General features: G+C 39.8%; 28 protein-coding genes and 1 tRNA gene. 19 read left to right on the forward strand and 10 right to left on the reverse strand.

Annotated elements, in window-relative coordinates; all coding sequences use genetic code 11:
- Positions 1-47: 47 nt before the first annotated feature.
- The 4 genes from BM073_RS06880 to ubiE all read right to left on the reverse strand — a co-directional run bounded on the left by BM073_RS06880 (position 48) and on the right by ubiE (position 3,080).
- A complete protein-coding gene (locus BM073_RS06880) occupies positions 48-671 on the reverse strand; it encodes a M15 family metallopeptidase (protein WP_245756387.1) in 624 nt (207 codons plus the stop codon).
- A gap of 116 nt (positions 672-787) precedes the next feature.
- Entirely contained in the window at positions 788-1,546 is a 759-nt protein-coding gene (locus tag BM073_RS06885; protein WP_091652387.1) for an SDR family NAD(P)-dependent oxidoreductase, read from the reverse strand.
- Positions 1,547-1,605: 59 nt separating this feature from the next.
- Positions 1,606-2,409 carry a type IX secretion/gliding motility protein PorT/SprT gene (gene porT / locus BM073_RS06890; RefSeq protein ID WP_091652389.1) on the reverse strand — a complete coding sequence of 268 codons (804 nt, stop codon included), beginning with the start codon at positions 2,407-2,409 and terminating at the stop codon, positions 1,606-1,608.
- Positions 2,358-3,080: a bifunctional demethylmenaquinone methyltransferase/2-methoxy-6-polyprenyl-1,4-benzoquinol methylase UbiE gene (gene ubiE / locus BM073_RS06895; protein WP_091652392.1), complete on the reverse strand. Its 723-nt coding sequence runs from the start codon at positions 3,078-3,080 to the stop codon at positions 2,358-2,360. Before ubiE ends, porT begins: the two co-directional genes overlap by 52 nt.
- A 124-nt stretch (positions 3,081-3,204) precedes the next feature.
- Between ubiE and yihA the strand changes: the two genes are divergently transcribed.
- The 4 genes from yihA (at position 3,205) to BM073_RS06915 (ending at position 5,403) form a co-directional block, all read left to right on the forward strand.
- Positions 3,205-3,816 (forward strand): ribosome biogenesis GTP-binding protein YihA/YsxC, encoded by a 612-nt coding sequence (yihA, locus tag BM073_RS06900; RefSeq protein ID WP_091652395.1) that lies wholly within the window; start codon positions 3,205-3,207, stop codon positions 3,814-3,816.
- A 38-nt stretch (positions 3,817-3,854) separates the two neighbouring features.
- Positions 3,855-4,280, forward strand: a complete 426-nt coding sequence (locus tag BM073_RS06905) for a DUF5606 family protein (protein WP_091652397.1) — start codon at positions 3,855-3,857, stop codon at positions 4,278-4,280.
- A 39-nt stretch (positions 4,281-4,319) separates the two neighbouring features.
- On the forward strand, positions 4,320-4,619 hold the full coding sequence (locus BM073_RS06910) for a hypothetical protein (RefSeq protein ID WP_091652399.1): 300 nt from the start codon (positions 4,320-4,322) through the stop codon (positions 4,617-4,619).
- A 388-nt stretch (positions 4,620-5,007) separates the two neighbouring features.
- Entirely contained in the window at positions 5,008-5,403 is a 396-nt protein-coding gene (locus tag BM073_RS06915) for an endonuclease domain-containing protein (protein ID WP_091652402.1), read from the forward strand.
- Positions 5,404-6,129: 726 nt separating this feature from the next.
- On the opposite strand, the gene BM073_RS06920 is transcribed toward BM073_RS06915, so the two are convergent.
- The 4 genes from BM073_RS06920 to BM073_RS06935 form a co-directional block, all read right to left on the reverse strand.
- Positions 6,130-8,061, reverse strand: a complete 1,932-nt coding sequence (locus tag BM073_RS06920; RefSeq protein WP_091652405.1) for a CHU_0125 family OmpA-like outer membrane integrity protein — start codon at positions 8,059-8,061, stop codon at positions 6,130-6,132.
- 37 nt (positions 8,062-8,098) lie between these two features.
- Positions 8,099-8,587 (reverse strand): hypothetical protein, encoded by a 489-nt coding sequence (locus BM073_RS06925; protein WP_091652407.1) that lies wholly within the window; start codon positions 8,585-8,587, stop codon positions 8,099-8,101.
- Between the two features lie 74 nt (positions 8,588-8,661).
- On the reverse strand, positions 8,662-9,453 hold the full coding sequence (locus BM073_RS06930) for a (Fe-S)-binding protein (RefSeq protein WP_091652411.1): 792 nt from the start codon (positions 9,451-9,453) through the stop codon (positions 8,662-8,664).
- Positions 9,454-9,496: 43 nt separating this feature from the next.
- On the reverse strand, positions 9,497-10,831 hold the full coding sequence (locus BM073_RS06935) for a 4Fe-4S dicluster domain-containing protein (protein WP_091652414.1): 1,335 nt from the start codon (positions 10,829-10,831) through the stop codon (positions 9,497-9,499).
- Positions 10,832-10,934: 103 nt separating this feature from the next.
- On the opposite strand from BM073_RS06935, the gene BM073_RS06940 reads away from it, so the two are divergent.
- The 6 genes from BM073_RS06940 to BM073_RS06965 all read left to right on the forward strand — a co-directional run bounded on the left by BM073_RS06940 (position 10,935) and on the right by BM073_RS06965 (position 13,502).
- A tRNA-Phe gene (locus tag BM073_RS06940) sits at positions 10,935-11,010 on the forward strand.
- Between the two features lie 313 nt (positions 11,011-11,323).
- Positions 11,324-11,782 (forward strand): GFO_1088 family ECF-type sigma factor, encoded by a 459-nt coding sequence (locus tag BM073_RS06945; RefSeq protein ID WP_245756381.1) that lies wholly within the window; start codon positions 11,324-11,326, stop codon positions 11,780-11,782.
- Positions 11,779-12,198, forward strand: coding sequence for a PG0215 family putative anti-sigma factor (locus BM073_RS06950; RefSeq protein WP_091652420.1), 420 nt, complete (start codon positions 11,779-11,781; stop codon positions 12,196-12,198). The genes BM073_RS06945 and BM073_RS06950 overlap by 4 nt, the downstream gene beginning before the upstream one ends.
- Before the next feature lie 6 nt (positions 12,199-12,204).
- A complete protein-coding gene (locus BM073_RS06955) occupies positions 12,205-12,738 on the forward strand; it encodes a DUF4252 domain-containing protein (protein ID WP_091652422.1) in 534 nt (177 codons plus the stop codon).
- A 42-nt stretch (positions 12,739-12,780) separates the two neighbouring features.
- Positions 12,781-13,002 (forward strand): hypothetical protein, encoded by a 222-nt coding sequence (locus tag BM073_RS06960; protein WP_139217458.1) that lies wholly within the window; start codon positions 12,781-12,783, stop codon positions 13,000-13,002.
- A gap of 20 nt (positions 13,003-13,022) precedes the next feature.
- Positions 13,023-13,502: a DUF4252 domain-containing protein gene (locus BM073_RS06965; RefSeq protein ID WP_091652428.1), complete on the forward strand. Its 480-nt coding sequence runs from the start codon at positions 13,023-13,025 to the stop codon at positions 13,500-13,502.
- Between the two features lie 158 nt (positions 13,503-13,660).
- Here BM073_RS06965 and BM073_RS06970 read toward each other — a convergent pair whose 3' ends face one another.
- Entirely contained in the window at positions 13,661-13,993 is a 333-nt protein-coding gene (locus BM073_RS06970; protein WP_091652430.1) for a type II toxin-antitoxin system RelB family anti-toxin, read from the reverse strand.
- A 127-nt stretch (positions 13,994-14,120) separates the two neighbouring features.
- Here BM073_RS06970 and BM073_RS06975 point away from each other — a divergent pair, with 127 nt between their 5' ends.
- From BM073_RS06975 to BM073_RS18225, 4 genes are all read left to right on the forward strand, one after another.
- Positions 14,121-15,680, forward strand: coding sequence for a cysteine peptidase family C39 domain-containing protein (locus tag BM073_RS06975; protein WP_091652433.1), 1,560 nt, complete (start codon positions 14,121-14,123; stop codon positions 15,678-15,680).
- 128 nt (positions 15,681-15,808) lie between these two features.
- Positions 15,809-16,027 carry a hypothetical protein gene (locus BM073_RS06980; RefSeq protein ID WP_091652436.1) on the forward strand — a complete coding sequence of 73 codons (219 nt, stop codon included), beginning with the start codon at positions 15,809-15,811 and terminating at the stop codon, positions 16,025-16,027.
- A gap of 137 nt (positions 16,028-16,164) precedes the next feature.
- Complete coding sequence (locus BM073_RS06985; protein WP_245756382.1) at positions 16,165-17,238, forward strand: DUF4221 family protein; 1,074 nt, start codon at positions 16,165-16,167, stop codon at positions 17,236-17,238.
- A 74-nt stretch (positions 17,239-17,312) separates the two neighbouring features.
- Positions 17,313-17,555, forward strand: a complete 243-nt coding sequence (locus tag BM073_RS18225) for a cysteine peptidase family C39 domain-containing protein (protein ID WP_245756388.1) — start codon at positions 17,313-17,315, stop codon at positions 17,553-17,555.
- A 131-nt stretch (positions 17,556-17,686) separates the two neighbouring features.
- Here BM073_RS18225 and BM073_RS17940 read toward each other — a convergent pair whose 3' ends face one another.
- Positions 17,687-17,842 carry a helix-turn-helix domain-containing protein gene (locus tag BM073_RS17940; protein ID WP_139217459.1) on the reverse strand — a complete coding sequence of 52 codons (156 nt, stop codon included), beginning with the start codon at positions 17,840-17,842 and terminating at the stop codon, positions 17,687-17,689.
- A 129-nt stretch (positions 17,843-17,971) separates the two neighbouring features.
- On the opposite strand from BM073_RS17940, the gene BM073_RS06995 reads away from it, so the two are divergent.
- The 5 genes from BM073_RS06995 to BM073_RS07015 all read left to right on the forward strand — a co-directional run bounded on the left by BM073_RS06995 (position 17,972) and on the right by BM073_RS07015 (position 24,584).
- Positions 17,972-18,178 carry a hypothetical protein gene (locus tag BM073_RS06995; protein ID WP_091652441.1) on the forward strand — a complete coding sequence of 69 codons (207 nt, stop codon included), beginning with the start codon at positions 17,972-17,974 and terminating at the stop codon, positions 18,176-18,178.
- 85 nt (positions 18,179-18,263) lie between these two features.
- Positions 18,264-19,418, forward strand: a complete 1,155-nt coding sequence (locus tag BM073_RS07000; protein ID WP_091652444.1) for a hypothetical protein — start codon at positions 18,264-18,266, stop codon at positions 19,416-19,418.
- 25 nt (positions 19,419-19,443) lie between these two features.
- Complete coding sequence (locus tag BM073_RS07005) at positions 19,444-21,639, forward strand: peptidase domain-containing ABC transporter (protein ID WP_407639970.1); 2,196 nt, start codon at positions 19,444-19,446, stop codon at positions 21,637-21,639.
- Between the two features lie 2 nt (positions 21,640-21,641).
- Positions 21,642-22,943, forward strand: coding sequence for an HlyD family secretion protein (locus tag BM073_RS07010; protein ID WP_091652449.1), 1,302 nt, complete (start codon positions 21,642-21,644; stop codon positions 22,941-22,943).
- The gene (locus tag BM073_RS07015) at positions 22,944-24,584 is read left to right on the forward strand and encodes a DUF6734 family protein (RefSeq protein ID WP_091652452.1); all 1,641 of its coding nucleotides are present in this window, start codon (positions 22,944-22,946) and stop codon (positions 24,582-24,584) included. It begins immediately after the preceding gene.
- The last annotated feature ends 364 nt before the right edge of the window (positions 24,585-24,948 follow it).

Genomic DNA, 24,948 nt, shown 5'->3' on the forward strand with positions numbered 1-24,948 from the left:
AAAATGGGGAAGCTAATCAGGAATTCAGCAGGAGTGAAGTGCTGGATTTACTGAACGATTTCAAATTTTTCCCCTGCTTCTTTTCGGGTATAGGCATTGAAGTGCCACCATTCAGAACCAATTCCCTTAAATCCTGCAGCAAACATCACCTTTCGCAATACCTCCCGATTGGCTACTTGCTGCGGAGTGATTTTTCTTTCTGCCAGCATTTGTTTTTCCCGATCAGGATAAGCAGGATAGCCGAAGAAATCATAACCGGTGCCCATATCCAGTGCCGAATCAGCTTTGGTATCATAAATGGTCAAATCCACAGCTACACCAAAATTATGCAGACTGCCAACTTTGGGATCTGCCACATAAAGCGGTTTTATACTATCCGGCTTATCTAAATTGTCCCATAAAATTTGTTGAACCGAGAGTGGTCTAACTCCATCATATACTAAGAGTGTATAATCTGGATTTTCTGCTTGGAGAAGCTCTTGGGCCTTTTTTAATTGATCCGCTACCTCAGGTTGTAAGTAAGCTCTATCCAATTCTCCATAGACATCCTGCCCAAAAAAATTATCAGTAGTGGAATACTTCAATTCTACTCTGATCCCGGGGATAGATTCCTGCAAGTCCACTAATCCTTGATCAATGAGCCTTTGTTCCAGTTCCGAAACGGCATACATGGTAGGGGCCGTGATTGCCTCAGCTTCTTGCCTTTGACTTTCAGAAAAGACTTCCTGATCGCTTTTGGGCGCCGAGCATGACACCATGCTTGTCAGTCCTATGTAGATGAGTTTTTTCAAAGTTTTTTGTTGACTAGGGTGGAGGATGCCTGAGCTGTGGGCAATACTACAATATCCGCTAAAACTACATGAGAAGGTCTGTTTATACAGAACTCTACGATTTCGGCAATATCCTGAGCGACTAAGGGTTCAAATCCCTGATAAACTTTCTCTGCTCGATTTTCATCGCCTTTGAATCTCACCACAGAAAACTCCGTTTCCACCAAGCCTGGGTGAATTCCTATTACTTTGATGCCAAAGGGATTTAAATCCATTCTCATGCCTTTGGTGATAGCATCTACAGCATGTTTTGAGCCGCAGTACACATTTCCATTGGGATAGACTTCTTTTCCGGCGATGGATCCGATATTGATGATAGTTCCGGAATTTCTTTCACACATGCCCGGAATTACCGCTTTGGAAACATAAAGGAGTCCTTTCACATTGATATCCATCATCGCATCCCAGTCATCCAGACTTCCTGATTGGATAGGATCTAAGCCATGCGCATTTCCAGCGTTGTTAACCAGGATTTCTATATTTTTCCAGTTTTCCGGTAGATTCTCAATCAATCCAAATACAGCTTCTTTATCTCTTACATCAAAAACCAAAGGCAAAACTTCTATTCCTGAAGGGACTTCCTTTTTGAGTTCATCCAATCTTTCTGCTCTTCTGCCTGTAGCGATGATATGATAGCCGTTTTTTGCCAAAATAAGAGCACAGGCCTTTCCAATTCCAGAAGTAGCCCCTGTGATCAATGCGATTTTTCTTTCCATATTCCCAAGTTAGGGGAATTGGAAAAAAACAAAAATTCAAACCTGATAATGGGAAGAATTTACTGGAAATTCAGATACAAAGTGATTGTTTTTCTTCGGACGGAGGTGAGTGCGTCTCGTATGTCCGGATTGGTATTTTCGGCCTGATACAAATTATTCAAGCCATGAGAAAATCGGATTTCAGGAGCAAATTTGAAAAATTTGAAATAAATCTCGAATCCCATTCCCATTTCAATAGTGAAGTCCTGTCCAGTCGTAACCAGATCCTCCAAGTTTGCTTCTTCCTGAGACTTGGTTCTGAATTGATAGCTGCCACCTCCCAGAAAATACATTCTGGTATTATTGAATCTAACCGATTTGTATTTCATCAAAAGAGGCAATTCCACCATCGTAGCCTCAGAAGTATAAGTCTGAATGTCAAAAGTGGAATTGACAGGTTCATCAGGAGAAGGTGTGTTATTCCCTGGGAAGTTGTCTGGAAAGAAATGAACTTCTGTCTTAAACTCGTAAAAACCTACTTTGGGGGTAAATAGCAATTGAACCTGATCATGAAATCGTAGCATTCCGATGAAACCCAACGAAAAGCCGGGATTATATCTTGGGAAGATGGCCCTCACATCTCCTGCGGCTGGGTTTGCAGCATTTAAAAACGCATTACTATACTCTAAACGGTAGGTGCTGTTGTGACCTGCCAGAAAGAATCCATAGGAAACCAGCTTATCATCCGAACCGGAAGTACTGGTCATTCCAAACAGTCCTTGGGCAGACAGTTTTTCAGAAGAAAATAGAAAAGCAAGAAAAAGCAGGAAAATTACTTTTCCCCTACGTAAATCGAGCTTATTCCAAAAGTAAGTGGTTTGCATACAGTGCTGTGAAATCCAACTTTTTTCAATACCGCTAGAAAATCCTGTCCATCCGGAAATGCCTGTACTGATTCAGGAAGATAAGTATAAGCAGAATTGTCCTTGGATACAATCTTTCCTATTTGAGGAAGCACAGTATTAGAATAAAAGGAATATGCCTGCTTCATTGGAAATGCTCTCGGCTTGCTAAATTCCAAAATCACTGTTTTCCCTCCAGGCTTCAATACCCTATACATATCTGCCAAACCCTTTTCCAGGTTTTCGAAGTTTCTAACTCCAAATGAAACGATGACAGCATCAAACTTATTATCCTCAAAGAGCAATCCTTCAGAATCGCCGAGCTGCATTTCGATCTTATCTTCGAAGCCACGTTTCTTCATTTTCTTTCGGCCTTCGGAAAGCATGCCCTCAGAAATATCTACCCCGATGATTTTATCCGGATTCAAGGCCAAAGCTTCAATCGCAAAATCTCCGGTACCGGTAGCAATGTCCAAGATCAGTTTTGGCTGATCTTTTTTGAGCATCTTGATTGCTTTCTTTCTCCAGATAATATCAATTCCAAGACTAAGCACATGATTGAGCAGGTCATATTTTGGACTGATATTATTGAACATTTCAGCCACCTGGGCTTTTTTCGGGTCTTCTTTATCTTTGTAAGGGACGACAGACATCACAAAATCATTCTAATGGGACACAATATTACTCAAGAAACCCGAGGAATTGAAAATTGTTGAGTTTGAATGGAATTCATTTGCTAAATAATAAAGCCTTATTTTTGCAGCGAACACAAGAGTCATGATCCAAAAAGCAGAATTTGTAGTTTCCAATAATAATCCTTCCAACTGCCCAAAGCCTGATCGGGCTGAAGTAGCTTTTATCGGAAGATCCAATGTGGGGAAAAGCTCCCTGATCAATATGCTAACAGGAAAGAAGGAGTTGGCCAAGACTTCTCAGAAGCCTGGAAAAACCCAATTGATCAATCATTTTAAAATCGATGATCGCTGGTATTTAGTGGATTTGCCGGGTTATGGATTTGCCAAAGTGAATGTGAAGGTGAAAGAAGGTTGGGAAAATATGATCACAACCTACCTCACTAAAAGAGAAAATCTCTGTGGAGTTTTTGTTTTGATCGATAGTAGGTTAGAACCTCAAAAAATCGATTTGGACTTTTTACTATGGTGTGGAACCAATGGGGTTCCTGCAGCAATCGTTTTTACGAAAGCTGACAAGCAGTCAAAAAGTAAGACCCATCAAAATATTCAGAAATTCCTCAAAAAAATGAATGAGATTTTCGAAGAAATTCCGGATTACCTGATTACCAGTTCGGAAACTGGACAGGGAAAGGATGATTTGGAGGAATTTATCTTAGATCTCGTGAAAGAATACGAAAGCCGTGAGGTCATTTAGACCCAAGTTCTATATTTGCAAGCTGAAAAATATAACCTATGAATTTTAAAGATATAGCCACCGTATCCGGTAAACCGGGACTTTACAAAGTGTTGAAGCCTTCAAGATCAGGAGTGATCTTGGAAAGCATGGATGAGAAAAAAGGAAAAATGGTAGCGGGAATGGCTCAAAGAGTCTCAATTCTTAGCGATATTTCAATTTATACCCTTACGGAAGAGGGAGCAGAGCCTTTGGAGTCCGTGATGAAAAAAATCGAAGCTGAATTTCAGGGAGATTTGGGTTTGGATGCCAATCCTGATGATGCTGAATTGAGAGCATTTATGAAGCATATTCTACCTGATGTAGATGAGTCTAGAGTTTATACTTCCGATATCAAGAAATTGATTTCATGGTATAAAATTATCCGAACAAATGCTCCGGAGGTATTGGAAAACACAGAGGATAAAAAAGAAGAAGAATCCTAATAGTCAGCCTCGCAATTGCGGGGCTTTTTTGATGTGTATATGGATCAAACTATCAATTCTGAAAGCTTTGAATTGATTCAGAAGGAGTTGAATCTTTCTGATCAGGCAGCCTCCATGAGCGAGGAGGAATATTTAAAAATCATCAGCAAGGCAGTTCAGGAAATGCTGAACAGGGACTTTGAGCGACTTTTACAGGTTTGTTACAGAATAGATTTAGGAGAGGAAAATCTTAAAAAAATCCTTAACGAATCCGATCCTGATTACCTGGCTTCAGATTTAGCTCATGCCCTTTGGACCCGACAAAAGCAGAAAGTAGAGATCAGGAGGAGGTATTCTTGAATATTCCTGCCTTTGGTGATATACGTTGCAATTCCCCCTTTGGAACTTTGAACTATTTTGGAAAGAAAAGTGATAAAAAAGGGGGTTAGGGGGATTTTTCCCAGAGCTTTGGTTATTTTGAAATTGACTTACCCATAAAAAAATTACATCTTAGAGTTTAAGTCCTTACATAGATCGACTGTTTTAGAAAACCCCCTTGCCCCCTTTGGAAAGGGGGATTTGTTTTTAGGTAGTAAAGAAGGCTGAGGTAGTATTTTCTGAAGACGTTGCAATTCCCCCTTTGGAACCATGCACTATTTTTGAGGCTAGAGTAGAAATAAAGGGGGCTAGGGGGATTTATTATTAAATTATATTATTAATTTAGTTTAAATAGATTTTAGATCTTTTTATGCGATTTATTCCCTATTCTAAATCACTTAAGGAATTCTCACGAGAATTGAGGTCACACTCAACTTTATCTGAGGTTCTTTTGTGGAAGCAACTTCGAGCTTCTCGGTTTCGAGGTTATAGTTTCAATAGGCAAAAACCTTTATCAAAATTCATTGTCGATTTTTACTGTAAAAAGTTGAATCTCGTAATTGAAATTGATGGAGAATCTCATTTTGATGAGGGCTCTGTGATTTCTGATAAACAGCGGCAAGAGGTGCTTGAAAGTTTCGGACTTAATTTTTTAAGATTTTTGGACATAGAAATTAAGAGATCTATGCCATCAGTATTGGAGGAAATAAACGCCTATATAGACGATTGGGAGGATAAAAATGGATGGGAACGAACGAGTTTTTGAGACGTTTTTAAGCTATTAAATCCCCCTTTCCCCCTTTGTAAAGGGGGATTTGCTTATAGGTAGGAAAGAAGGCTGAGGTAAAATTTTGAAAATTGGTCTTTGGTGATGCACCATACAATTCCCCCTTTGGAACTGTGTACAGCTTTGGGAAGTAGATTTATAAAAAAGGGGGCTAGGGGGATTTTTCTGTGAGTTTAATTCATTTTTTAATTGACTTGCCCTCAAAAAGCTTACAGATTTAAATGTAAATCCTCAGATAGACTGAATGTGTTTACAAATCCCCCTTTCCCCCTTTGTAAAGGGGGATTTGGTTATAGGTAGGAAAGAAGGCTGAGGTAAAATTTTGAAAATTGGTCTTTGGTGATGCACTATACAATTCCCCCTTTGGAACTGTGTACAGTTTTGGGAAGTAGATTTATAAAAAAGGGGGCTAGGAGGATTCTTCTTTGAGTTTTATTCATTTTTAATTGACTTGCCATTAAAAAGCTTACAGATTTTAATGTAAATCCTCAGATAGACTGAATGTGTTATGAAATCCCCCTTGCCCCCTTTGTAAAGGGGGAATTGGCATTAGGTGAAATTTACAGTCTTAGATCTAAAGATTATTAATTGGTCAGGGAAATAATAGAATCTCATTTACCCTTTTTGAAATGGGTATTTACTTTTCGTTCGAAGTAAAAGTGTTTTTTAATATAACAAACGCCTTTTCCTTTCTCGAAAAAACCGCTATTCCTTGATCTCGATTACCTTGAACTCGGTACGTCTATTGACCTGATGTTCTTCTTCGGTTTGAGCATTCGGGATGATGAGCTGAGTTTCTCCGTATCCTTTTGCAACCAACCTATCTCTTGAAATACCCTGAGAAACGATGTAATCCACCGCTGACTGGGCTCTTCTTTGTGAAAGATTCAAGTTGTAAGAGTCCGAAGCTCTATCATCGGTATGGGAACTTAATTCTATCCTGATGCTAGGATTATCCTTCAGAATCTGCACTAACTTATCGAGTTCTTTTGCGGCATCTGCTCGGATATCTGCTTTATCCAGATCATAGTAGATATTTTCCAAGATGATGGATTTATCCAAAATCAGTTGATCCAAGACCAAAGTGGTATCCAGGGTTACGTTGGTGACATCCTGCACCAAGGTGGAAGGATCCGGCGTTTTTCCTTTGGTCGTGTATGGGATGGATTTTGAGAAGTACCCATTTTTCGAAGCGATGATGGTATAATCTGCTTCTGGGGTTAAAGTGAATCGAACTCTTCCATTGGTATTGGAGAAATCACCACCTAGTTGTTTGTTGTTGCCATCATATAAAACCACCCTTGCTTGAGGCAAGACCTGATTAGCCTGTCCGGCTACTCTTTCCTGAGTAGTTACATTCAATAGGACGTTGACAATTTTTGGCTTAGGCGTTTTGTCGACAAAATAATATATATCATCATCTCCGATTCCACCTTCACGGTTAGAGGAAAGAAAGCCCTCTTTTGGGTAATTCGTAAAAAAGATTCCGAAATCATCCGCTGGACTGTTGATGTTTTCTCCCAAATTCTTGATGACTTGCTTTCCGTTTTCGTCATTTTCAGCTACAAAAAGATCCAATTTTCCATAGCCGGGATGGCCATCTGAAGCAAAGAAAAACTTGCCATCAGGAGCCATTCTTGGGAAAAGCTCATTTCCAGGGGTATTGATATTCGGTCCTAGATTGACGGCATTGCCAAAGTCTCCATTGGCTAATTTGGTTGCCTTGTATAAATCAATGCCACCAAAACCTCCGGGACGAGTAGATGCAAAATAAAGCGTATTGCCATCCGGACTGAAAGCTGGAGTTGAGTTCCACCAAAACTCATCTTCATTGACAGGCATCCAAATAGGCTGTGTAAAACCTCCTCCTCTAAAATAAGAAGCAAATAAGGCAGTTTCAGGCAAGTCTTTCGGAGAAGTGGAGTTTCCCCTAGCATAAATAATGGTATTTCCATCCGGGCTAATCGCGATGGCAGCTTGATTCAATCCCTCTTCATTTTGAAATTCGGGGAGTGTTCGTATACCGCTAACATCCACTCTCAAATCTTCGGCTCTGGTTCGGAATAACTTGGTGTAAGGCATACCTGTGGCCGGATAAATACCCGAAGCTTGGCGCGCACTGGTAAAGTATAAAAAGTTTTCACTGACTATAGGTGCATAATCCGGTCCCGGAGTATTCAGTTCTCTGTAATTGACCAATTCATGATAAGGCCAATAATTTGCAATCCCTTCTGCTAATTTGATGGCTTCCAATTCTCGCTGAACCCTAGCCAAAAGAGCCTCATCTTGTGTGTAGGCTTTGGCATTTTCAAAAGCCTCTTTGGCTTCCTCTGTTTTCTGTTGTGCTTTGAGACTTTGCCCCAAGAAAAAATAGCGATTAAATGAAGGATCTTCTTCTACTAGTTTTTGGTAATAAGGAGCAGAATTTTCAATTCGGTTAGAAAGACGATAGCTTTCGGCAACTATCTCATTGGCCTCTAAATTATCCGGATCCTCTTCCAAAATCTGAGAAAAAGTTCCGATTGCATATTGATATTGGCCAGAAAGATATTGCTCTGTTCCTTTCTCTTGAAGGCTTTTACAGGCCCCCAAAAGGGTCAAAACTAGAAGGAAGGTGCCAAAAAATCGTTGTTTCATGGGTCTTGCTTTGCTGCTCTATGCTGAATATTACTAATTAATTTGGAAAATATTTGTTTAACCAACTTTTCCCTGCAGAAATCCAGATATTTTCCAGGTCTTTCTTTGATTGGAGAACTGGGTTGATCACCGGTGTATCCTTGGTAATTGCCCCCTCCAATACTTTATTTTTTATACTTAACGCATGAGCAACCTCTATGGCTCCATCTTCTGACTTGAAGCTGACTTTTCCGCTATTTGTCAAATCCACCCGTAATTGCTGTTCCAGCTCTCTTAAAGTTCTCACCGAACTGTCGATGGAACATCCTGAAGCACCAGCAGCGGATTCATCCACTGCCAAGACCAGAATTTGATCATCCAGAATTTCATAAGAAGTGGGGAGAGGATTCCCGTGCGCATTCCAAGTTTCGCAAAAATGGCTTAGACGGGATTGAATCAACTTTATTTCTTCCGAAGAAAATTTTCTTTCTGACTGATAAAGCCATACTCTGCTATTCTCCGGTAGGGTATCAAATGGCACGTACATGTTTCGAAATTTTAGGTAAAGAAAAACCCTTTCTACCTAACGGCAAAAAGGGTCAAATTGATTCAATCAATCAATCAAATTCCCATATCCTTGGCGATCATCTCAGCCAAATCATAAACTTTGACTTCATTTTCCTTCTCTTTGTTTTTGACCCCATCGGTCATCATAGTTAGGCAAAACGGACATCCTACTGCGATGGCATTGGCACCGGTGGCCAACGCTTCTTCAGTGCGTTCGATATTGATATCTTTTTTGCCCGGTTCTGGTTCCTTGAACATCTGAGCTCCACCCGCACCACAGCATAGACCTTTGGTACGGCATCGCTTCATCTCCACCAATTCCACGTCCAGCGCCTTGATGACTTCTCTTGGAGCTTCATATACGTTATTGGCTCTTCCCAAATAGCAGGAGTCGTGAAAGGTGATTTTTTTGCCTTTGAATTCTCCCCCTCCCTGAAGGACTACTTTTCCCTCATTGATCAGTTGCTGCAGGAATTGAGAATGGTGGATTACCTCATAGTTTCCGCCCAAAGCCGGATATTCGTTTTTGATGGTATTAAAGCAATGCGGGCATGCTGTAACCACCTTTTTCACCTCATAGCCATTCATTACCTGAATATTGGCTACGGCCTGCATTTGAAATAAAAACTCATTTCCAGCTCTACGCGCAGGATCTCCGGTACAGGCTTCTTCCGGGCCTAATACCGCGAAAGAAACACCTACTTTATTTAATATTTTGACGAAAGCCTGAGTCACTGCCTTGTAGCGATCATCAAATGATCCAGCGCAGCCTACCCAAAAAAGTATTTCTGGACTTTCTCCTTTGCCGACCATTTCGGCCATGGTTGGTACTTGATATGTAGACATTTTTAAGACTTTTAGATTTTAGAGTATAGAAGCAAGACCTGAATTACTTGACTTGTTCTTCTTTGACTGAATCAGCCCAGTTGAATCTATCCTGTGGGCTGAATTTCCAAGGTGAAAAGCTGGTTTCCATATTTTGAAACATCGCGTTCCATTGGGCAGGTGTGCCTGATTCTTCCATGGCCACATACCTTCTCATCTGGAGAATAATGGATAGCGGGTCTATATTGACAGGACAGGCTTCCACACAGGCGTTGCAGGAGGTACAGGCATTGAGCTCTTCTTTGGTGATATAATCCCCCAACAAGGATTTTCCATCCTCGAGACCTGGTCCGCCCGCGTCTATGCTTTTACCTACTTCTTCTGCACGATCACGCACATCCATCATGATTTTTCTCGGGGATAGTTTTTTGCCAGTTAGGTTGGCAGGACACTCTGCTGTACACCTACCGCACTCCGTACAGGAATAGGCATTCAATACATTCACCCAAGTCAAGTCATTGACATCTTTGGCTCCAAATCTCCCAATTTCGGCAGGAGGATCAGCTGGTGTTTCCGAAGGGATTCCCAACATCATATTGACTTCATTGGTCACCTCTGGCATATTGGGCATCTCTCCTTTTGGCTTCAAATTGGAATACCAAGTATTTGGGAATGCAAGGAAAATGTGGAGGTGCTTGGAATAGGTGACATAAATGGCGAATGCAAGAATTCCAGCAATGTGGAACCACCATGCGAAGCGCTCAATCACAACCAAGCTTCCAGTGGACATGCCTTCAAAAATTGGCTGGATCAAACTGCTGAAAAACAGGGTGCCCAAAATGGTATAATGCTCATCTCCACGATTGGCTAGAATTTGATCGGTAGCATTCATGGTGAGAATGGCACACATCAGGACAATCTCAATAACCAAAATCAAATTGGCGTCCAAGCTCGGCCAACCTTTCATTTCGGGCTTGTTGAAGCGGGGTACTTTGCTGACATTTCTTCTCCAGAGAAAAGCGACGCAAGAGATCAAGACTGCAACGGCGAGGAATTCAAAGATATTCATGGCAACTGTATAGACAGAGCCTAATGCCGGTGCAAAGAGTCGGTGAGTTCCAAGGATTCCGTCCAGAACAAATTCCAGCACTTCCAAATTGATGACAATGAATCCCACATAAATTAATAGGTGGAGGAAAGCGGGAATCAGACGTTTGAACATTTTCTGTTGTCCAAAAGCTACCAAAAGCATGGTCTTCCAGCGAGTGTCGGTTTGATCATTTCGGGTTTCGGCCTTCCCCAAAAGGATGTTTCTTTTCAGAAATTTGATCCTTTTGGCTAAAATGAAGCCTGCTACTCCTAAAATGACCAAAAAAGCGATTTGAGGTAAAAAGCTCATATTGATGAGATTAGCGTTTTGTTTGGGTTTACTTGAATAATTTTTTTTTCAAATGATTTGTATCGAAAAGTCAAATACCTACCTTTGCATCACTTTACAAAACGGTGATGTAGCTCAGTTGGTAGAGCATCGGACTGAAAATCCGTGAGTCGGTGGTTCGAGTCCACTCATCACCACCATCCCGGCCCATGTGGTCGGGATTTTTTTTGCCCTTTTGGATCTTATTCCGCTCTCTTTTTTTGACAATTTCATTTATGCAAAGTAAGAAATAGTCTGCATGCATACTATTTTTTGAAATAATTTAAAATAAATCTAAAATCTTTTCGGCGCTTTACCATAGCATAACGAACTGAAAAGGAAACTGTTAATAATGATTCGGGTTTCCTGTTTTTTCGGATTGTTTCCAAATTTTTTTCAAAAAAGTGTAACATTCGGAATCCATCTGCATCATCTACCTGAATGAATTCATTTTTTGAAGGACATATCTGGCCTATGAAAAGCGCATTATACCGCTTGGTTTTCCTTTGGGTAAAGGATAAATCCTTGGCAGAGGACCTTCTTCAAAATGTTTTCGAGCGTTCTTTTCTAAGGCAAAACGAATTGGCAAATCATCCTAATCTCAAAGGCTGGCTGGTGAAGAGCTTGAAAAATGAGGCTTTGATGCATTTCAGAAAATCAGCTAAGCTGGATGCTTTAGAGGATGAGGCGGAATTGATTTTCCAAGAAAGTGAAGAGGAGGAAATAGACCAACGAGTCCCAAAGATTTTCTCCCTGATGAAAAATCTGACGACCAAGCAGCAGGAAGTTTTCCAGCTGAGAGAAGTGGAAGGTTTGAGCTATGATGAAATCGCCGAATATCTAGAAATTTCCATAGAACAAGTCAAAGTGAACTTACATCGAGCCAGGAAGAGTATTCGGGAACAATTAACCAAACAGGCATCAATCAAATGAACGAGCGAATAAAAGAGCTTCTGGATAAATACTGGGAAGCTTCGAGCAGTGTGGAAGAAGAAGCAGAACTCAAACTCCTATTGAGTAGAGTGGAAGGTTTTGAGTCTGAAAAGCAGTTGTTTGGGCTTCTGGATGAAATGAAGCAAGAGGAACCTGTCCGAGTGAAAATTCCAAAAAGGGTTAAGGTGATAAACCTGGCCTGGTTGAATTGGGCGGCATCTGTCACAATTCTGCTGGGATCTTATGTAGGCTGGAGAGCTTACGAAAGACAGCAGGAGGAGCAGGCTTATCGGGAAGTGGTGGCAGCACTCACTTTAATTCAGCAGAATTTATCCAAGGGTCAGGAGAAAATGTCAAAAATGAATGATTTAAAGTATTTGTCCGCACCGGAAGATTTATTTAAAACAGAAGAATAATAAATTATGAAAAAGCTACTACTCATTCCTTTTCTTCTCATGTGCTTTGTATTTAAGGTGCAGGCTCAGGAAGATGCGATTCAGCGGTTTTTCGCAAAATATATGGATGATGATCGGTTCAGCCGAGTTTATATATCTCCTAAAATGATGCAGATGGCCGGAGGTTTTTTGAAAAGCAATGCAGCTGAAAAAGACTCCAAGGAGCTAGGTATACTGCTTCAAAAAATCAAGGGTATCAGAATTCTTTCTTCGGATGAAGTAGATGGAAAATCTTACTACAAGGAAGCGATGGGCACATTGACCAGGAATAAGTATGAAGAGCTGATGGATGTACAGGAAAAGGGTTCCAGTCTGAAATTTATGATACGGGAAGAAGGAGGTTTGATCCGGGAGCTCTTGATGATTTCAGGAGAGGGGAAGGAATTTTCTATGATTTCCTTGCTGGGAAGCTTCACTTATGAAGATCTGAATATGTTGGCTGATAAAACCAATCTCCCCGGCATGGACCAGTACGGAAAAGGACCGAAAGGAAAAAAGTAATGAGGATTAACCGCAATTTTCTTAATGACTTTAATAAATAATATGGATATCCGCTTTCTTACCAGTTTTGACAAAAATATGGCTTATTGTCTGCTGAAAGGATCAAAATCCGGAACCTTCGCCGGCCAGCCGTGGCTGGGTCTTCCCTGTCTGCCGGTAGGCAGAGGTCATCGGTCGCCTGTACTGAGCGAAGTCGAAGTATCCAACCTGTCAATTAAAGAAAATAAGGCAACTGGCATGATTGCGGATAATCAGAATAAATAATTAAACTAAACCTACATAAAATGAAAAAGCTGTTTTTAGTAATTGCCTTGGCGGGATTCGCCTTGGCTGCAAATGCTCAAAGTAAAAGTGTCGCTGCCTTGAAAGAAAAATACAAGGGACATGAAGACTTCTTTAATATGGAGTTGGGTGGAAACTTCCTGAATTTTGCGGAGGGTTTCAAAATTGATATTGACGAAGATGATATGGCTACTGTCGCCAAATCCATTGAGAAGCTAAATTTTTTCAAGCTACCTGAGCAATCGGATCGGAGTGGAGTTGAATTCAAAGCGCTCAAAAAAGGATTAGAGAAAGAACGTTATGAATTATTGATGGAGATGGCCGATAAAGGTGAAATCGTGGTGTATTCCAAAGGAGGAAAAACCATTTCCGATTTGGTAGTGATGGTAGGGGGAGATGAAGGCGACTTGATGGTCGTCGAACTTAAAGGTTCCTTTGCCCAAGAACTGGTGGCCGAGGCGATGAAGCAGGGGAGGAAGTAATTAAAATATTTTTAAAGGAAAGGGGCTATTGACTGGAAGTAGATGTTTTGGGTTAATTTTTTTCTCCTTTCTTTGACTTAATTGTTTGGTCATAGACTTCTAAACTTCTACCCGAATTGCTTCTCCATAAGTAGTAGTTTTCAAAAAAAATATAAGTATTAAACTAGTTTAATTTGATTTCTCCCTTCTTTCATCTTATCCAAGGTAACATTTAAGATTGTTGTCTCAAACTTTATTTCTTCTATGTTTTGATTAAGGCTGATTTGGCGGGGGGGGGGGTTAGTTAAATAGATTCTTTCTTTTTCGAGAATTTCAAGTAAATCAACATTATAAATTTCTTTAATTTTAACCAATTGGAAGATATTTGGAATCGTTTTACCACTTTCCATATTGGATAAAGTTTTTTGAGAGATTCCAATTAGGTCTGCAACTTCCTGTTGTGACATTTTTTTTTCTTCACGAATTTTCTTCAAATGACTTCCTAAACACATAAAAGATTAATAAGTAAAAAGTTACTGAAAATTAGAAATATCTTACTAGGAGTATACCTAAGAATGTCTCAAATTAGTACTCAACAATTAAAATCAAAAAGAAATTTAGATTTTTTAGTTTTTGCTTATGGAATATAGTCTGATTTGCCTCAAAAATTTATTTGAATTAGTTAATCTACCTTTTACTAGAGGATATTTAAAGGAAAAATTGCTCACTCATCCTGAGCCGGATTCCTTACTGGCTATATCCGATACTTTGGCCGAATACAAAGTAGAAAGCCTTGCTCTCCAAATGGGAGAAGATAATTTGGATCAACTTCCCCTGCCCTGTGTGGTTCAGGTCAACAAAAATCCGTATCCTTATTTCACTTGCTTGACTCAAGTCACTGAAGATTGGGTGGAATATTTGGACGAAAAAGGAAAACTGATCAAGCAAGCCCGAAAAGAATTTGTGACCCTATGGACTGGGATAACTCTGGTGGTAGAAAAAGGAGAGCATTCCGGAGAGCCTGGATATTCCCAGCGAAGGAAGGAGCAGATGATCTATCAATTCCTTCTTTATTTCCTTGGTGCAGTCGGACTAGCTTGTATCCTTGGATGGGATAATAGCACTTCATATTCACTTGAAGCGATAGCACTTTTCATAATAAAGCTAACAGGACTGGGTATATCGGCCATTTTGCTCTGGTCGGAGGTGGATAAGAAAAATGCGGCGATTACTCAATTTTGCGGTGGAGGAGAAAAAACAGATTGCAATTCAGTTATTGACTCCTTTTCTATTGCAGGATTAATCAGTTTGGGGAATTTGGCCTTTGGCTATTTTTTAGCCGGGACGATGCTGCTCCTTTTCAGTTCATTTTCTGATTCCGCTCAAGCGTTGTTGGGTTTGCTCAGTTATTCCAGTTTGGCGATTATCCCATTTTCGCTGTACTATCAGGGCGTCAAGCTAAAAAAATGGTGCCGCCTATGCCTCTGGATTTCAGGGATTTTAGTAGTGGAATTGGCAGTCAGTCAATTTCTATTACCTGACTTTGCCTGGCCTGCACTCAGAGAATTGGGACTGTTTTCATTCGTTTTCTTGGCTTCTGTCCTAGCTTGGATCAGCTTAAAGCCATATTTGATGGCTCAAAAAGAACTATATACTACCAAAAGCAAGTTGGCCAAGGTTCTATCCAACAAAGAACTTTTCGATCATTTCTTGAGCAAGTCCAGACAGATCACTTCCAACCCCGAGGGATTAGGGATATTACTAAATGGGGCAAATCCGAAATACCATATCTTAAAAATCTGCAATCCCTACTGTGGTCCCTGTGCCCGTACGCATCCGCTTTTGGAGCAGCTTTATGAAGCCGGGAATATTGATTTGCAGATCGTTTTTGTACCCGGAGGAGCAGATGAGATAAGACTAAAGACTATCCGGCATCTTTTGGGTATTGCTTCTCAAGGAGATTTAGAAAAAACCCGCAAAGCCTTGGATGAGTGGTATAGTCAAGAAAAGAAAGAGTATGAAGCCTTTGCAACAAACTATCCACTAAACGGAGAACTGGCAAGGCAGGAATCTAACCTCAAAGCCATGCAGGACTGGGCAGAGCAAGAGCAGATTACCCATACGCCTACGATTTTCATCAATGGCTATGAATTGCCTTCCACCTATGCGGTGGAGGATTTGAAATATGTCTTAAACTAAAATAAGCTGCTGATGCAGAAAAAAAATATTCAATCGCGATGAATAGTCACAGTCTTCGGTGACTCTAAATGTCGGAGGATTAGCTCATTTAGTCAAAATTATTCAATAACCATTTAAATTGTAAAATCATGAAAAAGTTAAGTTTAGAAATGCTCCGGCTTAGCACCAATGAGGTTTTGGAAAGAAGTCAGATGAAGAAAATTACTGGTGGGTATGGGAACTGTACTTATATGGCTTGTCACTGCACTGATGGAGGCGCGGGTTCATGGACCGGTTATTACTGCTCAGGAACTGAAGTAACAAACGCTACTAGAAGGTATTGTGCAAGCAGTGGAGTATGTAATTAAAAGATGGTTCGTTAATTGATTGACCATGCCTTCACAAGGCAAGGTCAATCAATTTTTAAAAAATGATTATGAGGTACTTATTTTGTTTGGGAATAATATGGATAATCTCCTGCTCTGATAAAAATCAAAATGATGGATTGGGTTATTTCAAAAAGAAAAATTTTTTAATAGATACATTTGTCGTTGATGCAACAGGGGAAATAATTTTTTTGAAATACCAATTATTTGGATCAGACAAAAGTAAGGATGATAAGTACCTCTTCAATTTTAACTTGGATGATCATACCCTGGAGAAAATCAATTTGGATCAATTGAAACTTGAAGAAAAACTACGCTTTGAAAAGGAGGGGCCTAATGGAACAGGTCATACTGTGGGAAAAATAAAAATTCACTCCGAAAATCGAATAATGATAAACGGGATGAACTATAGTTCATTATTTTCTTTAAAGGGCGAAAGACTACTAAAGATTTATTTTGAAAATTTTTCTTTAGGTGGACATCCAATGGAAGGAGGCGAAGAATTGAGGTTCAGTAGAGAATTAGATACAAAAACAAACCGGTTATATGGAATAATTTTACGGCATAAAGATAAAAGTTTTGCTCTAGGTATTCTCCATTTGAATGAATATGAAATTACCAAAATGGAGTTAAGTACATTTCAAAAATTACCTCACTATACTTTTACCAATATATTACCAGGAGGTAGCATGCTGAATAAATCACCAGAAATTGAAATTGAAAAGTTTGGTTCAAAAATAATTCTTTCTAATCAAATCACAAATGCTTTAATGTGGTATGATACGGAAATGGATAGTCTGTTTTTGAGATCGTATAGTAGCCAACTTACGGCAAACTGTAAGTTGAAAGATTATCAATTACAACATGAGTCAGATGAGAGTTTTGATGCGGAATACAATAGATTTCTTCAAGAGATCAATTTCTTAGCTCCTTTTTGGGATGAAAAAAATCAAATTTTCTACCGCTTTTCTTATAAACTAATACCAATAGAAGATAATATTAATACGGAATTAAAATGGAAGGTGTTTCTGACAGCATTGGATAAGGATCTCAACTTAATTGGTGAGATAAGTGTTCCTCAATTGACAAAAGTTCCCGCTAAGCATTTTGCAAAAGATGGTAAAATCTGGATTTTCGAGAATATTAATGATGAGCTTGCATTCCAGGTAATTGAAATTGCTGACTCATTATAAATTTTACTCCAAAACCATTGAAAACCTTCCCCCATTACAAACAACCAGACTCCAAAGACTGTGGTCCTACTTGCTTGCGGATAATCGCAAAGCATTATGGGAAGCTTATTTCCTTAAAAGAAATCCGTGAAATATCGGAGACGATTCGGGAAGGAAGCAGCTTATTGAGGCGTAGTAGTGGGGATAAGAGACTGATTTTAAGTCTATTTGTGCTAAAAATATTTAAATCAAATCGCCCAGCTGGGGCTCTGATTAACTCCATTGATCCTCTGAACTACAGTCATATCGGGCCGCTGGCCCTCCTGAGTTGGCTCTAAAAAATCAGCCTCAGAGAGGCGTTTTGATTGAAGAGATAAGGCTCCTTTCGGCAAACTGAGCTTCGAAGAAGCGATTTGGTAATTAAAAACGATCCCCCTCTGGATCTAAATTGTAATTCGATCCAATTATGTTAAGGAATTTGTAATCCCAGAATCCAGTTATTATTAGACAGAAAGATATTAGGCCCCATTGGGGTTTTCTGAGACACTTCCAAGAGATGAGCAACTTCCTGCTTGGAAAGCTTTTTTGCTTCCCTTGCTTTTTTCAATCGTGATCCAAATTCCATATTCAAACAAGTAAAAAGTTACTAAAGATTAGAAATATCTTACTAGGTATTGGCTAAATAAGCTAATAATTTAGGAACTAATCGATCGGAGGTACCGATCGAGTCTTTTAATCATAATTACAATATTTCATGAAAAAGTTAAGCTTAGAAATGCTCAGACTCAGCACCAATGAGATTTTGGAAAGAAGTCAGATGAAGAAGATTACAGGGGGGTACGGGGGTTCTTGCTATCTACAATGTGATAATTGGCAAAACCATAGACCTATGCAGGTAGATAATTGTCACTCTTCTGCCGTATATATTTATTGTAGCGGCGGAGGAGTGTGTACATGTTGATGATTTAATAAAATAAACAGGTTTAGAAAAAAATTTAAACCTGTTTTTATATTTTAGTTTAAAGCTAATCTTCGAAAAACCCCTTATGTTTAAAAAAAATTGTTATTGGCCTGTAATTTACTTCTTGTCTTTTTCTTTATTTAGTTGGCCTTCATTTTCCAATGCTCAATATAAGCTGGAAGAAGTCAGGAGTTTCACTGTTGAATCTTTCTATCCGGTGGAAATAGTTGATTATTTCCCAAAGGATGGGCTTTATCTTGCTTACATTAATTCTACGGAAGGAAAAAGGATTGTACTCATTAATGAAGAGGGGAACTTTATCAGCAACAAGATTTTGGAAGGCGATGGACCAAATAAATCCTCGGCCCCATTCAATGCTATGTCCTTTGCAGAGGATGGTACTATCTATCTTCAATCCTTTTCGTTTATCTATCGCTATGATCAAAATTTGAACCTCCTTGACAAATTCAGCTATCCCTCTAGCACATCTATTCGAATTTTTGGGCGGATGGAGTTTTTTTCTTATTTCAAATTACCTGGTTCAAATTCCAATATTTCATTTATTACCAATCCCTCTGATACGAATTCATTTCGTCCTGGAAATGATTCTCAGAGCGAGTTAATTGAGGTTTTCCACAAAGGAACAGAAGAATCTTTTAAATTAGCTCCAGTAACGGATCGGATTATGTATTCAAGGTTTGATAAATCCTTGTTAGCAGATCTCTTTTTCATCATTTATAAACTTGATCCAAAAAGTCGAAAGCTTTATTTAACTACCAAGACAGATATTGAGATCCTTATTTATGATTTGATCAGTAAAAAGCTGGATTCTAGAATTGAAATAAACCATGGAGAGTTCCCAATACTTCAAAAGAGTAAAATTTCAAGAGATGATTTTACATCAAAGGGAAGAATCGCTCTGGGGGCTAAAAATCACAAACTATTTTCTCTAGAAGGAGATAAAATAGTTTTGGATTATATCCAAGAAATCCCCTACGGCATCTATGAACAGAAGATTGCTGAGGACCCAACCTACCATCATTTCCAAGACCCAAACTATCACCGGTTGATAATATTTGAAGGGACTACCCAGGTGTCAGGTGACATCAAACTTCCGGTCAACGGTAAATTAATGACTGCCTTGCCAGAGAATAGACTTCTATTTCAGTTAGTTGACCCAACTATTGAAGAGGATTTTATCCGTTTTGGTGTATACGAATTTATAAAATCAGGCAATTAAGGATATACTTATTTTTGATTTGAAAATTACCTTCCCCCATTACAAACAACCAGACTCCAAAGACTGTGGTCCTACTTGCTTGCGGATAATCGCAAAGCACTACGGCAAACTAATTTCCCTTAAAGAAATCCGTGAAATATCGGAGACGACTCGGGAAGGAAGCAGCCTATTGAAGCTTAGTGATGCAGCTGAAGGGATGGGGTTTAAAACTATTGGGGCAAAGTTAAGCTTTGAAAAGTTGATTCAAGCCCCTTTGCCCTTAATTTTACATTGGGAAAAGCAGCACTTTGTGGTTGTGTATCGAATCAGAAAAGATACCGTCTATATCTCTGATCCTGCGTACGGCTTGATCTCGTATTCCAAAGAAGAGTTTATCTCCCGGTGGATCGGTAATAATGCCACTGAGCATACACAGGAAGGGGTCACGCTTTTACTGGAGCCTACTCCAGCCTTCCGAAAAATGAAATGGGAGGAAAAAGAAAAACGTTCGCTTGGTTTCCTCTTCAACTACCTGTTCCAGTATAAAAATCTGATTGCGCAATTAGCCATCGGGCTACTGGTAGGTAGTTTATTGCAGCTAATTTTTCCTTTCCTGACGCAGAGCATTGTGGATGTTGGGATCCAAAATCAGGACATCAATTTTATTTACTTGGTTCTCTTTGCACAGATTATGCTGTTTTTGGGCAGGATGAGTGTGGAAGTGCTTCGTAGCTGGATTTTGCTGCACCTGACTACTCGGATTAATATTTCACTGGTCTCGGATTTTTTCATCAAGCTGATGAATCTTCCCATTTCATACTTTGATACTAGGATGACCGGGGATATCATGCAGCGAATAGGCGATCATCGTAGGATAGAGAGCCTTTTGACAGGCACCACACTCAGCACCTTGTTTTCTTTCTTCAATCTGATCGTTTTTGGCGTTGTTTTGGTCTATTACAGCATTACTATTTTTTCAATCTTTCTTGGTGGTAGTGTGCTATACCTTGTTTGGGTGCTGTTTTTTATGAAGCGGCGCGGAGAACTCGATTACAAGCGATTTGCCCAGTTGAGCCAGGAACAAAGCACTGTGATCGAGCTCATCAATGGCATGCAGGAAATCAAAATGCACAATGCCGAGAAGCAGAAACGCTGGACTTGGGAATTTGTACAGGCCAGATTATTTCAAATATCCATTAAATCTTTAACCCTAGAGCAGACCCAGCAGGTAGGCTCATCCGTGATCAACGAACTCAAAAATATCCTGATCACCTTTACTTCTGCCGTACTCGTGATCGAAGGAAACCTGACCTTGGGCATGATGCTGGCCCTGCAATACATCATTGGACAGTTGAATAGCCCCATCAATGAGTTGGTAGGCTTTGTTCGGTCTTTCCAGGATGCCAGCATCAGCCTGGAAAGACTCAATGAAATCCATAACAAAGAAGATGAAGAAAATTCTGAAAAACAGCTGGCCAGAACAGTTGAACCTGGCAAGGCCATGGAAGCCAAGAACCTCTCCTTTCGCTATGTCGGTGCAAAGGAAGTTGTATTGACTGGAATTAACCTACGCATCCAGCCCAAAAAAGTCACAGCCATCGTGGGTGCAAGTGGTAGTGGAAAGACCACCCTGATGAAGCTGCTACTAAAATTCTATGAACCCAGTTCCGGGGAAATCCGCTATGGTAATTATGATCTCAAAACAGTCAGTGCTAAAAGTTGGCGGGAACAGTGCGGGGTGGTCATGCAGGAAGGCTATGTGTTCAACGACACCATAGCGGCCAATATAGCAGTGGGGCAGGACAGCATAGATCAGGAAAGATTGCTTGAAGCTGCCCGAATCGCCAATATTCTGGACTTTATTCAGTCTCTACCCCTTGGATTCAATACTAAGATTGGAAATGAAGGAGTAGGAATGAGTACAGGTCAGAAGCAACGCCTCTTCATTGCCCGAGCTATTTACAAAAATCCAGCAATGCTCTTTTTTGATGAAGCTACTTCGGCCTTGGATGCCAAAAATGAACGTGAGGTCATGGAAAACCTCCAGAAGTTTATGCAGGGCAAAACGGTGTTTATCATTGCCCACCGATTGAGTACGGTCCGTAATGCGGATCAGATCATTGTAATCGATCGGGGTAAAATCGTTGAACAAGGGCCCCATGTAGATTTGGTTCATGCCAAAGGCATCTATTATGATCTGGTGAAAAATCAGTTGGAACTGGAAAAGATTAACTCAAACTGATCATGCCTGTAATTAGCCAAAACGATAAGCTTCACCTTCGCTCTGAAGAAGTACAGGAGATTATTTCCCGGCCCCCGGCCTGGTTGGTACGATGGGGAATTACTTTGATATTTATTCTGCTTTCTCTTTTGATAGGATTATCCTTTTTGATCCGATATCCTGATTTTGTGGAAGCGAAAGTATTGGTTACTACTGCTGAGCCAACAGAACGAATAGCAGCCCGGTTTACAGGTCAAATTGATAGCATATTTGTCAACAATAGAGATCAGGTAAAAAGTGGGCAGATTTTGGCAGGTTTCAAGAGCACAGCTAGGTTGGAAGATGTGCTCTTTTTGAAGACTACCCTAGAGAAAGAACCCTTTGAGAAGGAAAATGACTATTTTTTTCCTGTCGACACCATTTCTGAGTTGGTTTTGGGGGAAATAGCATTACCATTTTTGGAATTCGAAAGAAGCTATATGGAGTATCGTTTGATTAGAGAGCTCCAACCTTTTGTCCAGCAGACGGAAGGTGCCAAGGCGTCCATTGAAGAAATTAAAAAAAGGATAAGCAGCCAACAATCCCAAAAGGAAATACTTAACAGAAGACTTTCATTAGCCAAAATCGACTACGAACGTAACAGAAACCTCCATCAGCAAGGGGTCATTGCAGATAAGGATTTTGAATCCCGTGAAATGGAGTATTTGCAGATGGAAGAACAGGTCAATCAGATGGCCATATCCATCTCTCAATTGCAGGAAACACTGAATTCGGCTTATCAAACAATCAAGAACACCAACATCAATCGGGAAGAAGAGGAAGCGAGGTCATTGAAAGCCCTAATCCAATCCTATCAAGGACTTAAGCGGAGTTTACGGGATTGGGAATATTTGTATCTGATGAAATCTTCCATTAATGGTATAGTCAGCTTCCAAAAAGTATGGGGAGCCAATCAGCAAGTCAATTCAGGGGAACTAGTGTTTACCGTATTGCCTGATAATAAATCCGAGCTAATGGGCGCCATGAAAATAGCGGCTCAAAATGCCGGAAAAGTGAGCATTGACCAAAAAGTCCTGATCAAATTGGACAATCATCCTTTTCAGGAATATGGGGCATTAATCGGGAAGATTTCCAGCATTTCGGTGTCTCCTGACGAAGAATTCAACTACTTGATATATGCCACACTACCCCAAGGGACAATGACCTCCTTCAATAGAGAAATCCCATTTAATCAGGAACTGTTGGGAAATGCTGAAATCATCACCGAAGAACTGAGTGTGGCCGAGCGCTTATTTTTCAAGTTTAGGTCAATAACGGTTAATTAGATGAAGATTGTTCACACATTTTGGATTGATGAGGGAAAAGACCCCTTGAAAGATAGTTTTGGATGGTGCAGTGCTCCGTATCATGTGATGAGTTGGGCGCTTAGTAGCCTACAACTTCATAAATTTTACGAAGACCTGGAATTGATTACCGATAGGAAGGGAAAAGAGTTGCTAATTGATCAATTGCAATTACCTTATAAAAAGGTGAGAATTGAACTGGATGATTTAGATTTAGTTCAAATTCCCGGCTTATGGGTAATGAAAAAAATATATTCCTATACACTACATGAAGAACCTTTCCTCAATGTGGACGGGGATGTTTTTGTTTATGCCCCATTTCCCAAAGAACTTATTTCCGGCCAACTGATAGCCCAGAACATCGAGCAAGATTTTGATTATTACAAAGAGTTGGTCGGGCTCGTCGGCGATTCTTTTCCACTTGTTCCAAAGCCGATTAAAGACCAAATCGACAAGGGAAAGGAAATCAAGGCTAGTAATGCCGGGATATTTGGGGGAAATAATTATGCATTTTTCAAAGATTATTTTCAGGTGGTTGAGCAGTTTATTGCAGCTAATCATGAACAGATTAAATCTTTAAGTCCTTCACAAATTGTAAATTTCAATGCGGTAGTTGAGCAGTATATTTTCCATTGCCTGAGTACTGACCAAAGCATGGAGGTGAAGTATCTATTGGACACCGTTTACGATCCTTCTTTTTTTGAATCTTTTGCCAATTTTCATCACTTGCCTAATGATATCGCTTTTATGCATGCCTTGGGAGATTATAAGAAAAACGGTTGGGTTTGTGACCAATTAGCGCATCGATTACGACTGGATTATCCCGAATACTTTGCCAGGGTAATGAATCTCTTTGAAAAAGATGAATTAGCGTCTTCTGAAAAAACAGTTCCCTACGCATCAAGAGATCTTCCAATTAACCCTAAAAAATTTGCTACTAACTATCTATCAAAACCCGAAACCCAGCAATTTTACAGAACAGATCAAATCCTTTCTGCCATCTGTGAAAAAGAAGGCATTTCCTTGGAAAGGGAAGAATTCACCATTTCTGAATTGAAGGATAATTTGGGCAGAAAATTGACCGATCCGCATACCCTCAGGGTTTTGGATGATGTGTATGAGTTTGAACAAGAGAAGCTTAGATTAATCGAATTATTTCATAAGGAAAACTCAGAAATGGGTGATGAGTTTCCAGCCATTCAATCTGCCAATCAGGTGCTGACGAATAAAGGCTGGCAAGAAATGGCCGAGCTTAAATTGGCTCCAAATTGCAAATCAATCCTCTCTGAATGGGATTGGTCTCAAAATTCCGTGTTGTTCACTCGGGTCAAAATTAATCCCATTGCAAACAATCTCTTACTTCCTCCTCATTATTATCAAACGATACTGCTTTGGGACAGGCATCATCAGGAAGTCATCGAATATCTCTTAGGGCCTATTGGATCCTACCTTTTGTCTATCCTCAAGGAAGATGACTATACCGGAATGAGTGAGTTGGTAACTAAAGTGAGTACTTTTTTTGATTTAATAGATGAAAAACAAGTACTGAAATTGTTGGATGAAGAGATACGGTTTTTAGCCTACAGCGGAGTGATAATTTTAAGGGAAATCGTGGATAGATAATTCAGTAAAATTTTACTAGAATTTAGTAAAATTGGTATAGGTATTCAGTTGATAGGCAAGTAATTTAAAAGAATTATAGATCGGATGGTCCGTTCTGGAGTAAGTTCACATTAAAAAAATTAAAATAATGAAAAAATTAAGTTTAGAAATGCTCAGACTCAGCACCAATGAGATTTTGGAAAGAAGTCAGATGAAGAGGATTACCGGAGGTTATGGGTCAGGTCCATGCTACATTACTTGTTCAAGCCCTGATGGAGGGGCTCCAAAACAACACTCTGTTCCTAGTTGTAGTGCAGGTTGTCTTCAAGGTGTAGGATTATCTTCTTTATATTGTTCATGTAATTGAAACAATTCAAGCAATATT

Origin of the sequence: Algoriphagus ornithinivorans (genome assembly GCF_900115305.1) — a bacterium.
Taxonomy (GTDB): Bacteria; Bacteroidota; Bacteroidia; order Cytophagales; family Cyclobacteriaceae; genus Algoriphagus; species Algoriphagus ornithinivorans.